Raw genomic sequence first — 15,277 nt, forward strand, 5'->3', positions numbered from 1 at the left:
CGGGGGCACGACGGTCGTTGGGCGGCCCATGAGGCACGTAACCGGGCGCACACGGCGCATGGGGGCCGCACCGGCCGCCGTACCGAGGGTTGGGAGAAGGGCGGCGCGGTGAAGTAATCCGGTGGGGCCGGCGTCGAGACAAGAGGGTTGTTTCCGGCGGTCGTTGAAGTTGGGACGGAACAGTGACAATCGCCTGACATCTCGCCTCTGACCTTGTGGTTAATATGCGCCAGAGCGCGTACGGCGCGCTGGGGTACGGGTCGGGGCCGGCCCGGGGAGGGGAGAAACAAGTGAACATGCGGCCGATATCGGGGGCGTCGGTGGGCGCGCGCGGGCGACGGGGGAGCAAGGGGCTGCTCGCGCTGGCCTCCGGCGTGCTGCTCCTGGCCGTCACCGCCTGCGGCGGGGGCGACACCCAGGACCCGGCATCCAGTACGGGGAAGAACAAGGAGGCCGAAAGCGCCCGCAGCGAGCAGTCGCAGGCGGTCGTGACCATCGCGCCCAAGAACGGCGCCGAGTCCGTCGACACCAGCGGCGCACTCAAGGTCGGCGCGAGCAAGGGCAAGCTCACCCAGGTCGACGTCAAGGACGGCAAGGGCACCGCGATAGCCGGGCGGATATCCGCCGACGGCACCTCGTGGACCCCGGACCTCCACCTGGCCGCCTCCACCAAGTACACGGTGCACGCGGTCGCCAAGGACTCCGCGGGCCGTGAGGCGGCCGAGGACTCCAGCTTCACCACACTGACGCCGCAGAACACCTTCGTCGGCTACTTCACGCCCGAGGACGGCTCCACCGTCGGCGTCGGAATGCCGTTCTCCCTCCGGTTCACCCGGGGCATCACCGCCCCGAAGGACGTCGAGAAGGCGATCGAGATCAAGACCGAGCCGGCCGTCGACGTCGCCGGTCACTGGTTCGGCAACGACCGGCTCGACTTCCGGCCCGAGCACTACTGGAAGGCCGGCACCAAGGTCACCGTCAAGCTCAACTTCGACGGTGTCCAGGGCCGTCCCGGTGTCTACGGCAAGCAGACCAAGACGGTCTCCTTCACCATCGGCCGCAACCAGGTCTCCGTGGTCGACGCCAAGAAGCACACCATGAAGGTCATGCATGAGGGCAAGGTCGTCAGGACCATCCCCATCACCGCCGGCCGGCCGGGCAACGCCACCTGGAACGGCCAGATGGTCATCACCGAGAAGCTCACGGTGACCCGTATGAACGGTGAGACGGTCGGGTTCGGCGGCGAGTACGACATCAAGGACGTCCCGCACGCCATGCGCCTGACCGACTCCGGCACCTTCATCCACGGCAACTACTGGGGCGGCGGCGCCTTCGGCAACTACAACGCCAGCCACGGCTGCGTCGGTCTGCGCGACGTGCGCGGCGGCTACGACAGCGGGGTGCCGGCCGCCTGGTTCTTCAACCGCTCGCTGATCGGCGACGTGGTCGTCGTGAAGAACTCCCAGGACCGCACCGTGGCCCCGGACAACGGCATGAACGGCTGGAACATGTCCTGGGAGGACTGGAAGGCCTGACCGTTCCCGACGTCTCCGCTGACGGCCCCGCCCGGTGTGACCGACCGCACCGGGCGGGCTGTCGTTAGTGGACGTTAACCTGCCCTCATGACCGTATCTCTGGAAGTCGCCGAGGGCGTCGGCACGCTGCGCCTCGACCGCCCGCCCATGAACGCGCTCGACGTCGCGACGCAGGACCGGATCAGGGAGCTCGCCGAGGAGGCCACCCGCCGCGAGGACGTGCGCGCCGTGGTGATCTACGGCGGCGAGAAGGTGTTCGCGGCGGGCGCGGACATCAAGGAGATGCAGGTGATGGACCACGCGGCGATGGTCGTGCGGGCCCGCGCCCTGCAGGACTCCTTCACCGCCGTGGCCCGTATCCCCAAGCCGGTGGTCGCCGCGGTCACGGGCTACGCGCTGGGCGGCGGCTGCGAACTCGCGCTCTGCGCGGACTACCGCATCGCCGCCGACAACGCCAAGCTCGGCCAGCCGGAGATCCTGCTCGGCCTGATCCCGGGCGCGGGCGGCACCCAGCGGCTGTCCCGGCTGATCGGCCCCTCCAAGGCCAAGGACCTCATCTTCACGGGCCGTCAGGTCAAGGCCGACGAGGCCCTCACGATCGGCCTGGTGGACCGCGTGGTGCCGGCCGCCGAGGTGTACGAGGCGGCGCACGCCTGGGCCGCCCGGCTCGCCCGGGGGCCCGCGATCGCGCTGCGCGCCGCCAAGGAGTCGGTCGACGCCGGCCTGGAGACGGACCTGGAGACCGGGCTCGCCATCGAGCGCAACTGGTTCGCGGGCCTGTTCGCCACGGAGGACCGCGAGCGCGGCATGCGCAGCTTCGTCGAGGAGGGTCCCGGCAAGGCGAAGTTCCTTTGACTGCTCCCTCCCCGATGGGGGGGGGATTCCTGGCTCAGGCTGCCTCCTGGAGCGGCGCTCCAGGAGGTCTTGCGCCCTCGGCACCAGCCGGGTCCAGACCTGCCCGGACGAGCATCACGCGGGCGGAGTTCTTGTCCCTGGGACAGACGGCTCCGCACGCGGTGCAGGTGTAGGTGCGTTCTGACAGCGGCAGTGCGTGCTTGGTTCTCGCTCCGCATCGCGCGCAGTCCATGGTGGTGTGCGCGGGATGCACCAGTCGCACATCCCGCGCGTGCTTGCGGCCCATCTCGATCAGGGCCTGCTTGGTGGCGCCGATCGCGGCATCGGCAGCCTTGCGGGCCATCGACGTCCTGGCGAGGAACTTGGGCCGGAAGTCCTCCACCGCGATCACGTCATGGTCGCGCACGACCTTCTTCGCCCACTTACGGGCGGTGTCCTGGCGCTGCCGGGCGATCTTCGCGTAGGTCTTCGCCCGCCACCTCTTCGCCTCCCGGTAGCCCTTCGACGCGGCCCGCCCCTTCTTCGGCCTGCGGCGGGCCATCATCCGGTCGTACCGGCCCAGCTTGGCCTGGGACTTCTGGCCGTGCTGCGGGTGGGGGAGGTCGTGGGCGTCGGAGGTGGTGGTGGCGGTCTCCCTCACTCCCCAGTCGATTCCGATCACCGTACCAGTCGGCGGGAGTGGCTGAAGCGGGGCGGGGACGACGAACGAGGCATACCAGTGGCCGAGATGGTCGCGGTAGACGCGCACCGAGGAGGGTTCGGCCGGGAGGGGACGGGACCACACCACGGTCAGGACGATCCCGCCCGCCAGGTGCAGGTGCCCGTCCTTGAGCCGGAAGCCGCGCCGGGTGTAGTTCAGCGTCGGATCGGCCCCGCGTTTCCTCTTGTGCCGGGGCATTCCCGCCCGCCGCTTCAGCGGCAGCCGGTCCTTGATGTCCTTGAGTGCCCTTGTACGGGATGCGGCGAAGTCGCGGATGATCTGCTGCTGCGGCACCGAGGCACCTGCGGCCAGCCACGGTGTCACCGCGCGGGCCCGGGTCAGCATCCGGTCCAGCCGCGCCGGACCGCACGCCTCACCCCTGGCGTGGGCTTTCCTGGAACGGGCCACGCACTCGTTCCAGAGCCACCGGCAGCGCCCCCACTCCCCTTCCAGCCCCGCCTGGGCCGTGGCCGACACCCGTAACCGGTACGTGTACCGGGCGTGCCCCGCCCTCTCGGTCTCCCGCACCGCCGCTATGCCCGGCATCCCCGATCACTCGGCACCCACCATGCGACCGTACGAACGACACCCGAACAGTCGCATCCCACTCCCGATGCGATCACCCCGACCAGCGCATGCCGGTACACGTGTTCGCGTTCGACCGGCTCCGCCGGGCAGACCGTCAGGGCGCCCCGCGCACCGTAATCCGGATGCGGTGGCACTCCGCGCCGCTGTCACAGGATGCGATTCCTATCCGGCGTGAACGCCGGGCCCTCCTCGCAACAGAGCAGGTGAATCCTCCCCCCGCGGCCTTGCAATTGACGTGACGTCTGATTCGGGCCCCTCGGCGGGCGGTTTGTGGCAGCCTTGAGCCAGCTTCAAGCCTGCCTTGCCGAGGGAGCCGGTCGATTGCCTCCAGCCGATCCGTCCGCCCAGGTCGACGGGGGTTTTGACGGACCCGAAGTGCCGCCGGCGCCTGCCGTTCGCAAGCCGTGCGCGGAAGGCGCCCGAGGGGCGTATTCCGCCGGAACGACCCCCACGGAGGTGCCGGACGGCCATGATGGGGGCATGGCGGGGCTGGAAGGCATCGGACAGCCGCGGGGACAGTCACGTGCGACCGCGGCGCGCTGGTCGCCCGCGGTCGAGGACGAACGGGCGCTCGAAGCGCTGGAGTCGCACGGCAATCCGACGGAGGGCGAGGTTCCGCTCCCGTCCCTCCCCGAGTCCGCCGCCATCGCCCGCAGGATCACCCAGGTCGTCGTCCTGCGCCAGTGGGGACTGTCCCCGAAACTGGCCGAGGACACCGTCCTGCTCGTCTCCGAACTCGTCGGGAACGCGGTGCGGCACACCGGCGCCCGCGTCTTCGGTCTGCGGATGCGCCGCCGCCGCGGCTGGCTCCGCGTCGAGGTCCGCGACCCCTCCCGGGGGCTGCCCTGTCTGATGCCCGTGCAGGAGCTGGACGTCAGCGGGCGCGGACTGTTCCTCGTCGACAAGCTGTCCGACCGCTGGGGCGTCGATCTGCTGCCGCGGGGCAAGACGACCTGGTTCGAGATGCGCGTGGCCGACCGCTGACCGCCGGCCGATCGACTGACTGACGCTCATCTCGCGTCCATACGTGTGAATCGCCCGTTTTCTTACCCTCCGCCTCTTAAATGGTGCGGGTGACCACGACCGACCGCCGCGGCGTGCTGCGGACCGGTGCCGGGCTCGTCGCCGGTGCCGGGCTCGCCGCCGGGTGCTCCTCCACCGGTGCCGCCCCCCACGCCGCCGCGTCCTCCGCCGCGTCCTCGGCCCCCTCCGCCGAGTCCCCGCCCGCCGCCGCCCCGCGGGCCGCGCCCGCGCCGCGTGCCTTCCCCCGGCAGCCCGCGCAGATCACCCATGGCCCGCGCGACCGGCCCCGCGTCGCCCTCACCTTCCACGGCCAGGGCGACCCCGAGACCGCCCGCGGCCTGCTCACCGCGGCCGAGGAGCACGGGGCCCGCCTCACCGTGCTCGCCGTCGGCACCTGGCTCGACCAGTATCCGCAGCTCGCCCGGCGGATCCTCGACGGCGGCCACGACCTCGGCAACCACACCCAGCGCCACGTGGCCGTCAACGACATGGCGGAGGCCGATGCCCGCGCGGAGATCACCGGCTGCGCGGACCGGCTGAAGCGGCTCACCGGCTCGATCGGCACCTGGTTCCGCCCCTCGCGCGCTCCGACCGCCTCCCCGCTGGTCCAGCGGCTGGCCCGCGCGGCCGGGTACCCGCACGTCCTGTCCTACGACGTCGACTCCCTCGACTACACCCGGCCCGGCGCCCCGGCCGTCACCCGCAAGGTCCTGGCGGAGGTACGGAGCGGATCCGTGGTGAGCCTGCACTTCGGGTACCCGGACACGGTCGCCGCCCTTCCCGACGTACTCAAAGAACTCGACCGCCGCGGCCTCCACGCGGTCACCACCACGGAGCTGCTGAGCTGATGTCACCCACTCGATTCGCCCGGGCCCTGACCGCCGGCGCCGCCTGCCTCGCGCTCACCGCGCTGTCCGCCTGCACCGGTGGGGGCTCGAAGAACCACGCCGACGAAGGCCTCGGCAGCAAGGAACCCGTACCTCCCGGGCAGCAGCAGGCCGCCGACGTGCTGCCCGGCATGCCGCCGGTCCTCGACCCGGCCGACGTCTACGCCGCCGACCGCCCCGGCAAACTATCCCCGGTCGTCAGGGACTTTCCGTCCCGCGTCTACGTCCCCAACACCAACTCCAACACCGTCACGGTCATCGACCCCGCGACGTACAAGGTCATCGAGACCATCCCGGTGGGCCGCCAGCCCCAGCACGTCGTGCCGTCCTGGGACCTGAAGACGCTGTGGGTCAACAACGACCTCGGCAACTCCCTGACGCCCATCGACCCGAGGACCGGCAAGACGGGCAAGCCGGTCGACGTGCACGACCCGTACAACCTCTACTTCACGCCCGACGGCAAGTACGCCGTCGTCATGGCCTCCAAGGACCACCAGCTCGTGTTCCGCGACGCGCACACCATGAAGACGGCCAAGGCCGTCCCGGTCACCTGCTCCGGGGTCAACCACGCCGACTTCTCCCTGGACGGCCGCTACTTCATCGTCTCCTGCGAGTTCAGCGGCGAACTGCTCAAGGTCGACACCGCGCGGATGGAGGTCGTCGGCCGGCAGAAGCTGGACGTCCGCGGCGCCATGCCGCAGGACGTGAAGATCTCGCCCGACGGCAAGAGGTTCTACGTCGCCGACATGGTGGCCAACGGGCTGTGGATCCTTGACGGCGACACCTTCGGCAAGCCCAGCTTCCTGCCCACCGGCAAGGGCGCCCACGGCCTGTACGTCAGCCGCGACTCCCGCGAGATGTACGTCTCCAACCGCGGCGAGGGCACCATCTCCGTCTTCGACTTCGCCGAGGGCAGGCTGACCAAGAAGTGGCGCCTGCCGAACGGCGGAAGCCCCGACATGGGCGGCGTCTCCGCCGACGGCAAGGTGCTGTGGCTGTCGGGCCGCTACAACTCCGAGGTGTACGCCATCGACACCCGCACCGGCGCCCAACTGGCCCGCATCAAGGTCGGCAGCGGCCCCCACGGCCTCGCGGTGTACCCCCAGCCGGGCCGCTACTCACTGGGCCACACGGGCGTCTTCCGCTGACCCGCGGCGGGTTGGCACCGGTCGGACATGGCTTGGACACGCCACTGCCGGGTGACGATCCGCCGTCCGCCGCCGCGGAGCCGGGATCGTGCCGCGCATGATCACCACTCGTCTGCGGCGGCGGACCGCCGCCGCCCTCGGACCGGGGACGTGCGGGGGCGGCGGCCCGGGCCGCGGTCCGGGCCCGGGGCCGCGCTGCGCCACGGCCCACCACTCGCCTTGAGTCTCCAGCCGCTGGAGGGTCCACACTCGCCGACATGACCGAAGACGGCACCGGCCTTCTCACCATCGGCGAGCTGGCCCGGATCACCGGACTGACCGTACGCACCATCCGCTACTGGTCGGACGAGGGCGCCGTGCCCCCGGTGGCCCGCTCCACGGGCGGCTACCGCCTCTACGACGCGGCCTGCGTCGCCCGCCTGGAGCTGATCCGCACCCTGCGCGAGCTGGGCCTCGGCCTGGCCGATGTGCGCAGGGTGCTTGCGGGGGAGCGGACGGTCGCGGAGGTCGCGGCGGCCCACGTGGCCGCACTGGACGCGCAGATCCGCTCCCTGAAGGTGACCCGGGCGGTGCTGTCGACCGTGGCCCGGCGCGGCTCGAGTGCGGAGGAGATGACCCTGATGAACAAACTGGCCCGGCTGTCGGCGGCCGAACGCAGGCGGATCATGGAGGAGTTCGTGGAGGAGATGTTCCACGGCCTCGACACCGCCGATCCCGAGATCCGGGAACGTATGCGGCGCACCGCGATGGACCTGCCCGAGGACCCGACACCCGAGCAGGTCGACGCCTGGGTGGAACTGGCGGAGCTGGTGCGGGACCCGGAGTTCCGGGCCCGGATGCGCAGCGTGGCCGAGTTCAACGCCTCCGACCGCGGCCACGAGACGCCCGCCGGGGCGTCCATGTGGTTCGTCAGGCGGCTCGTCCAGCTGACCGGCCAGGCCCTGGAACGCGGCCTGGCCCCGGAGGCACCCGAAGCCGACGAGGTACTGGACGACCTCCTCGGCAACGCCGACCATGCGGCCGTCCTCGCACGCCTGGAGGCGTCCCACAACACCAGGCTCGCCCGCTACCGCGAGCTGCTGGCGACTCTGAAGGGCACGTCCGCTCCGACGTACGAGACGGAGTTCGCCTGGGTGATCGCCGCTCTCCGCGCCCGCGTGAACGGCTGACCGCGGGGGCCGTACGGGCCCGGCGACGGTATGGGGCGGCGCCGGGCCCGACGGGGTGGTCCTACTTGAGGTACACGATGCCGTCCGTGGTGACGGCGGGGCGGCCCGCGGTGCCGACGACCACGATCTTGATCGTGTGCTTCGCACTGGTGGGCCAGGTCTTGGTCCAGATGGCGTCGCGGTACTTGGTCGTCGCCGACTGCAGGTCGACCCGGGCGGCCTTGGTGCCGTCGATGTAGATGTCGGCCTGCCCGGAGGTGCTCGCGCGGGAGACCAGCCAGGCCACGGAGCGGCCGGTGAAGGCCCAGGTCAGGGAGGCGTTCTTGGTCGAGCTGCCAAAGGACTGGCCGCCCAGGTAGCTGGCCGAGGACTTGCCCGCCCAGGTGCCGGTCTTCGTCGCGGCCGTCTCCTGGACAAGGACCGGGGTGCCGGACACCGCGGCCGTGCCGGTGTTGCCGGCCTGGTCGTACGCGGTCAGGGACCAGGTGGTCGCGGCACCGGACGTGGCGGTGAGGGCGGCGCTGGTCGCGGTCGGACCGTACGTGGCGGCGGCCGGGGCGGTGAGCCTGACCTCCTTCAGCGCGGTGTTGTCGGCCGCCTTCCAGCTCAGGGTGACCGGGACCGCGGTCGTGTTCACCGTCCCCGCGCGCAGCGCCAGGGCCGGCTTGGTGGGGAAGGTCGGTGCGGTGGTCTCCGCGACGACCGTGGCCGCCGCGGAGACGGCCGTCCTGCCGGACTGGTGGGTGGCGCGGACCTGCACCTGGTGGCTGCCGGGCGTCAGCGTGGCCTTGGCCGAGGTGGCGGTTCCGGCGGCCTTGGTCACCGGCTGTCCGTCGACGAGGATTTCGTACGCGCCGATCAGCGCGGACGGGGTGGTCGCCGTCCAGCCCACGGTGATCGCGCCCTGGGTGTAGTACGTCGCGCCGGACAGGCCCGCACCGGTGACGGACTTGATCGCCAGCCCGGTGACGGGGCCGGCGGCCCAGGCACGGACGGTGGGGAGCTTGGCGTAGTACGCGTTGCCGGGGCACTGGGTATTGAAGCCGTCACGGTGCCCGTGGATGGCCGGCAGGCTCAGCTTGGCGCCCTTGGCCCAGGTCTTGCGGGCGTAGTTGCTCCCGCTGTCACCGGCGGTGAGGGTCGCCGTGCCGGCCGGGTCCACGCCGTACTGCCCCAGCTTCCAGGCGGCGATCCGGGCGACCGAGGTCAGCGCCGCGTCGCTCGGGGCGACGTCGGTGTAGGTGCCGAGGACGGATATGCCGGTGGTCTCGGAGTTGAAGCCGTAGGCGTGGGCGCCCATCACCGGCAGGTCCACTCCGCCCTTGCGGCCCTCGTAGACCGTGCCGCACTTGTCGACGAGGAAGTTGTAGCCGAGGTCTTTCCACTTCAGCTGTTTGACGTGGTACGCGTAGATGCCGCGGACGATCGCGGGGGCTTCGGCGCAGGTGTAGTTGTTGCTCTCCGCGGTGTGGTGGACCACCACCGCCTTGATCTTTCCGCCGGGCAGGTAGTCGGGTGCCTCGGGGCTGAGCGTCTCGTCGGCGCCCCACCCGGCCCGCGACACGATCGCCGGCCGCGGCGCGGTGGACGGGGGAGCCTTGGGTCCGGTGGCACTGGGGCTGGGGCTGGGGCTGGGGGTTGTGGACGGGGGTGGGGAGGCCGGTGCGGAAGAACTCGGCGCCTGGCTCGGCGGGGTGGACTCGGCCGGAGTCCCGGACTCGACCGGCTCCGTGGTGGGATCGTCGCCTGCCGGTGTCTCCTCCGGCGGAGTGTCGGCCGGCTGGCCGGCCGTGGGGTCGGGCGACTCGGACGGATCGTCGGGCGCGTCGACGGCGTAGGCCGCCGGTTCCATCGCTCCCGTGCCGCCCGTGGCTGCCCTGCCCGGGTCGATCATGTCCAGGCGCAGCCCGGCGGGCAGCCGGTCGGACGTGCGTCCGCCCGCGGTGACCCGCACCTCCACGCCGTCGGAGGGGCCCACCCAGGCCGGTTCCGTGCCGCCGCGCTCGGCGGACGCCTCGCCCTGACCGCCGCTGCCGTCCAGCCGCAGCCACTGCGACCACTGGCCGGACCCGGCCGCGCGGGTGCGGGCCTCGATCGTGCCGTCGACCCGCGCCGAGGGGTCGTTCCAGGTGATGCCGAGCATGCTGAACGGCTCGGTCCGCTCCTGCTTCAGAGCGGCGCTGGTGCCCTGCTCGCTCGCCGTCAGCGCGGCCGTGCGGGCCTGGCTCGTGACGGGACCCGGCTTGCCGTCACCGTCGGTGCCCTTGCCCGGCTGATCGGAGCCTGTGGTCAGTAGGAGCCCTCCGACGATCCCTGCCGTGGCGACGGCAGCCGTACCCCAGATGTAGCGAGGTCTACCCATAGCGGATCCGCGATGTCCTTCGTGAGGAGCGAGAAGAGTGGAGCCGCCGCACCCCGGGGGCGGGACGACTCGCTCAGTAGACCCGCGGGATCCGTCCACGGTTGTGTGATCATGCCGGGCATGGCCGGTGACGCGCGTCACCCGGCCGGCACCGGGACGGAAATATCCGGCGCCGCCCCGGGGTTTCGACTCACCTGCGGAAGCTGTGCCGGACACCGACCCGGAGAGGCAGGGCGAGCGGACATGAGGATCGGCATCATCGGCGCGGGCAACATCGGCGGAAACCTCACCCGGCGGCTCACCGCCCTCGGGCACGACGTCTCCGTGGCGAACTCCCGTGGCCCGCGGACACTCGGCGCGCTGGCCGAGGAGACCGGCGCGACCCCCGTATACGCAAAGGAGGCGGCGCGCGGCGCCGAGGTCGTCGTGGTCACCGTCCCCGTCAAGGCGGTTCCGAACCTGCCGCCCGGGCTGCTCGACGGGGCGGCCGGGGGCGTGACGGTGATCGACACCGGCAACTACTACCCGCGCGAGCGGGACGGCAGGATCGCGGGGATCGAGGACGAGGGGCTCACCGAGAGCCGCTGGACCGAACGGCAGATCGGTCATCCGGTGATCAAGGCGTTCAACGGGACCTACGCCCAGGACCTCCTCGAACGTCCCCGCCCGGCCGGGGCCCCCGACCGCACGGCGCTCCCGGTGGCGGGCGACGACGAGGCGGCCAAGGCGAAGGTGCGGGCGCTCGTCGACCAGCTCGGCTTCGACACCGTGGACGGCGGTGGCATCGACGACTCCTGGCGCCAGCAGCCCGGCACGCCGGTCTACGGCCTCCAGGCAGGCGCGGACACCGTCGCCAAGGCCCTGGCCGAGGCGTCCCCGGAGCGGCCGGCGCAGTTCCGGGGGTAGTGCCGGCTCAGACGGCCGCCCACTGCCGCAGCGCGGTCGCGCCGGCGAAGTTCGCCACGTCCTTGTCCAGCGGGTCGTCGGTGTACTGGTGGAAGAGCCACTTCGCCTTGATCCGGGGCTCCCCGGCGGCGACGTAGTCGGCGATCCACAGGCCGTCGCCCGCGTAGGAGGTGGTGTCGATGTTGAGCCAGAAGTTCCTGTTCGTGTAGAGCACGACCCGGTTGTGCGGGCGCAGGGACTTGACCGCGCGGATGAACGCGTCCTTCTCCGCGTTGGTCGCGTGCGTGCCCTCGCCGGTCGTCTCCCAGTCGACGGCGAGGACGTCGCCCGCCTTCTCGGGCGCCTGCGAGACGAAGTACTCCGCCTGCGCGGTGATGTTGCCGGGCCACAGGAAGTGGTAGAAGCCGACCACGAGACCGGCGTCACGGCCGTGCTTGGTCTGGGCACTGAGCTTGGAGTTGACGTACGTGCGGCCCTCCGTCGCCTTGATGAAGACGAAGGAGAGGCCGCTCGTGCCGTAGGTGGAGGACTGGTAGGCGCTCACATCGATGCCGTGCAGCATGCACACTCCCTGAAGGTGCCGTGGGGGAGGAGTCGGTGGTCGGTTTCTGCCCCACAACTGGTACGGGCGATCCCTTCAGGGCGTTCGAACATCAGCTCCGGGGGGCCACCGAACCCAGTACGGCGGCCGACTTGGCCGACCAGTCCGAGGTGATCAGACTGGCGTGCTGCCCGGCCAGGAGGGACAGGCGGGCGGCCACCTCCGCGTCCGTGGGATCGGTCGAGGAGATCGCCGGGGCGACCTGGGCCGCGTCCGTCGTGATCAGGATGTAGTGGTTCCGGGAGTAGAAGGACGTGTCGTAGCCCTTGGTGGCGTAGGTCGCCGCGTCGCCGTCGAAGAACACGAACCAGGGGCGGATCGAGGTGTCGTAGCGGCTCGCGCGCGGGTCACCGGCGGCGGCGCCGAGGACGGCGGGGAACGCCTGGGCGGAGGCGATGTTCCCGGCCGCGTACAGGTCGCGCAGGTGGTCGCCGTACTCCTGGTCGGTCCAGTAGTGGTCGAAGGGGTTGGCCTGCTCCACGGTGCCGGGGATCAGCTCGAAGAGGACCTTGCCGGTCAGGGCGTCCCGGGACGGCCAGGCGTCGGCCCTGGCGGCCGCGTCGAGCGACGCGTGCTTCCCGCCGAGCAGGTCGGACGGCTTGTAGACCATGTCGCCGAGCTTCTGCCGCACCAGGGTGTCGAACGCGGCGGGCCCGAGTCCGAGGGTGTTGTTGAAGCCGTTCTTCATCTCCATCTTGAAGACGATGGGCCGGTGGTCGGGGTGGAGCTGGTGCCAGGCGGCGATGTTGTCCAGGCAGCTCCCGAGGTCCTGGTCGCGGCTCTTGCCGTACAGCTCGCCGGGGGTCTTCGCGGCCTCGCAGTTGTTGTTGTTGCCCAGCGGATTGCTGTGGCTGACCCGCCAGCGCCGGGTCAGCGGGTCGGTGTAGACGTCGATCTCGAGCAGCGAGGCCCCGGAGTCCAGCGCCTGTGCGAAGTAGGTGTACTTGGCCTTCTCGTACGCGTTGTGCGTACCGATCGCCGTCGTACCGGCGAACGTCGGCTCCGCCGCGCGTGCGTTGCCCGGGACCGCAGTCAGGAGCGCCACCGCACCCAGTAAGCCCGCCAGTCTTCTCGTCCCGCTCATGGCCAACTCCCTTTGTTCGTAGTCGAGTTGAGCGGAAGCGTAGGGAAGAACGGTTACCGTGCGGTAGCCCCCGGGGGAACAGGTTCGATCAGGTGCCGGACCCCCGGGGCGGCGGCGATTGCTATCGTGCGGTCGCGAAGTGAGCCGAAAGCAGAGGAAACGGGGGCGGGCCATGGGACTGATGGACCGTATACGCGGTGAGTTCATCGACATCATCGAGTGGACGGACGACAGCCGCGACACCATCGTCTGGCGCTTCCCGCGCTACGAGAACGAGATCAAGATGGGCGCCAAGCTCGTCGTCCGCGAGTCGCAGACGGCGGTCTTCGTCAACGAGGGGCAGATCGCCGACGTCTTCACGCCCGGCACCTACACCCTGGAGACGCAGAACCTGCCGGTGCTGTCCACCCTGAAGGGCTGGAAGTACGGCTTCCACTCGCCCTTCAAGGCCGAGGTCTACTTCGTCACCACCCGCCAGTTCACCGACCTCAAGTGGGGCACCCAGAACCCCGTCATCGTCCGTGACCCCGAGTTCGGCATGGTGCGGCTGCGGGCCTTCGGCGCCTTCGCGGCCCGCGTCGTGGACGCCGCCGCGCTGCTGCGAGAACTGGCAGGAACCGACCCGCAGTTCCGCACCGAGGAGGTGCAGGAGTACCTGCGGCAGCTCATCGTCGGGCGACTGGCGACCGCCCTGGCCACGGCCGGGGTGCCGATGCTGGACCTGGCCACCCGTCAGGACGGGCTCGGCGCCGCGCTGTCGGCCGCCCTCACCGAGGAACTGGCCCCGGTCGGCATCGCCGTGCCCAAGTTCATCATCGAGAACATCTCGCTGCCGCCCGAGGTCGAGGCCGCCGTCGACGCCCGCTCCCGGATGGGGATCGTGGGCAACCTCGACCAGTACACCCAGCTCCAGGCGGCCGACGCGATCGGCGACGCCGCGCGCAATCCCGGCGCCGCGGGCGAGGGTGTCGGACTGGGCGTCGGCATGGCCCTCGGCCGGCGCATGGCGGAGGGCCTCACCCCGCAGCAGCCCGCCGCCGCTCCGGCCCCCGCGCCCGCCGCCCCTCCGGTCGCCCCGCCGCCGCTGCCCCAGCAGCAGTGGTTCATCGGCGCCGGCGGCGCCCAGCAGGGCCCGTACGACACCGCCGCGCTGACCGGCCTGATCGGCGCCGGCACCCTCGCCCGGACCACCCTGGTCTGGCAGAACGGCATGTCCGGCTGGCTCCCCGCCGAACAGGTCCCGGAGGTCGAACGCCTCTTCGGCAGCGTCCCGCCGCCGCTGCCGCCCCAGGCCTGAGCGGACGGGGACGACGACCATGACCGAGGACCAGGCCACCGCCGCCCGCTCGTACCCGTGCGAGGCCTGCGGTGCCACCGTGGAGTACGCCCCGGGGACCGACGCGCTGCGCTGCCCCTACTGCGCGCACCAGCAGGCCATCGTGCCCGTGCAGCGCGCGGTGCGGGAGCACCCGATCCAGGAGCTGGCGGCCCTCCCCGCCAAGCCACAGGCCGGGCCCGGCTCCGTGAACACCTTCGTCTGCCCCGGCTGCGGGGCCCGCACCGAGAGCGACACGCTCTCCGTGCGCTGCCAGTTCTGCGCCACGCCCCTGGTGGCCGACGCGGGCGCCACCGAGCGGGTCGTCCCCGAGGCCGTCGTGCCCTTCGGCCTCGACCGCGACGGGGCCCGGGACGCGCTGCGCACCTGGACGTCCTCGCGCTGGTTCGCCCCCAAGGACCTGAAGAAGGTCACCGAGGCGGAGTCCTTCAAGGGCAGCTACCTGCCCCACTGGACGTACGACGCGGCCACCGTCTCCGACTACCGGGGCCGGCGCGGTGAGTACTACTACGAGACCGTGACCCGCACCGTCACCGAGAACGGCGAGACCCGCACCGTGACCGAGCAGGTGCGGCACACCCGCTGGTACCCGGCCTCCGGAACGGTGTCCCGGGACTTCGACGACGTCCTGGTCCCGGGCACCGGCCATGTCACCGCCAAGCAGCTCGACAAGCTCACGCCCTGGCCGCTGGAGGAGGCCAGGCCCTACCAGGAGGAGTACCTGGCGGGCTTCCAGACGGTGCGCTACGACATCGAGCCCGAGGCGGGCCTGGAGACGGCCAAGCAGCGGATGGCCGAGGTCATCGAGGGTGACTGCCGCAGTGACATCGGCGGCGACGAGCAGCGGGTCGAGTCGGTCGACACCCACTACTCCGACGTCACCTTCAAGCTGATGCTGCTCCCGGTGTGGTTCCTGACCTACCTGCACGCCGGGCGGACCTGGCAGGTGACGGTGAACGCCCGCACCGGAGAGGTGGTCGGCGAGCGCCCGTACAGCACCGGCAAGATCGTCGCCGCCTCGCTCGTGGCGCTCGCGGTGATCGCGCTGGCCGTCTGGCTGATCGCCAGGAGGTAGCGGCCCGC

The 15,277-nt window shown here is 71.3% G+C and carries 13 protein-coding genes; 9 read left to right on the plus strand and 4 right to left on the minus strand.

What is annotated here, in order from left to right:
* Positions 1-290 precede the first annotated feature (290 nt).
* Complete coding sequence (locus OIE49_RS24725; RefSeq protein WP_234375857.1) at positions 291-1,535, plus strand: L,D-transpeptidase; 1,245 nt, start codon at positions 291-293, stop codon at positions 1,533-1,535.
* An 87-nt stretch (positions 1,536-1,622) separates the two neighbouring features.
* The gene (locus OIE49_RS24730) at positions 1,623-2,390 is read left to right on the plus strand and encodes an enoyl-CoA hydratase/isomerase family protein (protein ID WP_326804192.1); all 768 of its coding nucleotides are present in this window, start codon (positions 1,623-1,625) and stop codon (positions 2,388-2,390) included.
* Positions 2,391-2,424: 34 nt separating this feature from the next.
* Here OIE49_RS24730 and OIE49_RS24735 read toward each other — a convergent pair whose 3' ends face one another.
* A complete protein-coding gene (locus OIE49_RS24735) occupies positions 2,425-3,636 on the minus strand; it encodes an RNA-guided endonuclease InsQ/TnpB family protein (RefSeq protein WP_326804193.1) in 1,212 nt (403 codons plus the stop codon).
* A gap of 522 nt (positions 3,637-4,158) precedes the next feature.
* On the opposite strand from OIE49_RS24735, the gene OIE49_RS24740 reads away from it, so the two are divergent.
* The 4 genes from OIE49_RS24740 (at position 4,159) to OIE49_RS24755 (ending at position 7,905) form a co-directional block, all read left to right on the plus strand.
* The gene (locus OIE49_RS24740) at positions 4,159-4,662 is read left to right on the plus strand and encodes an ATP-binding protein (protein ID WP_100572171.1); all 504 of its coding nucleotides are present in this window, start codon (positions 4,159-4,161) and stop codon (positions 4,660-4,662) included.
* 80 nt (positions 4,663-4,742) lie between these two features.
* Entirely contained in the window at positions 4,743-5,549 is an 807-nt protein-coding gene (locus tag OIE49_RS24745) for a polysaccharide deacetylase family protein (protein WP_326804194.1), read from the plus strand.
* Positions 5,549-6,736, plus strand: coding sequence for a YVTN family beta-propeller repeat protein (locus tag OIE49_RS24750; protein ID WP_326804195.1), 1,188 nt, complete (start codon positions 5,549-5,551; stop codon positions 6,734-6,736). The genes OIE49_RS24745 and OIE49_RS24750 overlap by 1 nt, the downstream gene beginning before the upstream one ends.
* Before the next feature lie 257 nt (positions 6,737-6,993).
* Positions 6,994-7,905 carry a MerR family transcriptional regulator gene (locus OIE49_RS24755; RefSeq protein ID WP_326804196.1) on the plus strand — a complete coding sequence of 304 codons (912 nt, stop codon included), beginning with the start codon at positions 6,994-6,996 and terminating at the stop codon, positions 7,903-7,905.
* A 61-nt stretch (positions 7,906-7,966) separates the two neighbouring features.
* Here OIE49_RS24755 and OIE49_RS24760 read toward each other — a convergent pair whose 3' ends face one another.
* A complete protein-coding gene (locus OIE49_RS24760; RefSeq protein WP_326804197.1) occupies positions 7,967-10,267 on the minus strand; it encodes an N-acetylmuramoyl-L-alanine amidase in 2,301 nt (766 codons plus the stop codon).
* Positions 10,268-10,510: 243 nt separating this feature from the next.
* Here OIE49_RS24760 and OIE49_RS24765 point away from each other — a divergent pair, with 243 nt between their 5' ends.
* The gene (locus tag OIE49_RS24765; RefSeq protein WP_326804198.1) at positions 10,511-11,173 is read left to right on the plus strand and encodes an NADPH-dependent F420 reductase; all 663 of its coding nucleotides are present in this window, start codon (positions 10,511-10,513) and stop codon (positions 11,171-11,173) included.
* Between the two features lie 7 nt (positions 11,174-11,180).
* Here OIE49_RS24765 and OIE49_RS24770 read toward each other — a convergent pair whose 3' ends face one another.
* The gene (locus tag OIE49_RS24770) at positions 11,181-11,735 is read right to left on the minus strand and encodes a glycoside hydrolase family 25 protein (RefSeq protein ID WP_326804199.1); all 555 of its coding nucleotides are present in this window, start codon (positions 11,733-11,735) and stop codon (positions 11,181-11,183) included.
* Between the two features lie 91 nt (positions 11,736-11,826).
* Entirely contained in the window at positions 11,827-12,858 is a 1,032-nt protein-coding gene (locus tag OIE49_RS24775) for a phosphatidylinositol-specific phospholipase C domain-containing protein (protein WP_326804200.1), read from the minus strand.
* A 172-nt stretch (positions 12,859-13,030) separates the two neighbouring features.
* Here OIE49_RS24775 and OIE49_RS24780 point away from each other — a divergent pair, with 172 nt between their 5' ends.
* On the plus strand, positions 13,031-14,155 hold the full coding sequence (locus tag OIE49_RS24780; RefSeq protein ID WP_100572165.1) for an SPFH domain-containing protein: 1,125 nt from the start codon (positions 13,031-13,033) through the stop codon (positions 14,153-14,155).
* Positions 14,156-14,174: 19 nt separating this feature from the next.
* Positions 14,175-15,269 carry a hypothetical protein gene (locus OIE49_RS24785; protein ID WP_100572164.1) on the plus strand — a complete coding sequence of 365 codons (1,095 nt, stop codon included), beginning with the start codon at positions 14,175-14,177 and terminating at the stop codon, positions 15,267-15,269.
* Positions 15,270-15,277 lie beyond the last annotated feature (8 nt).

The organism is Streptomyces sp. NBC_01788 (genome assembly GCF_035917575.1).
Classification (GTDB): Bacteria; Actinomycetota; Actinomycetes; order Streptomycetales; family Streptomycetaceae; genus Streptomyces.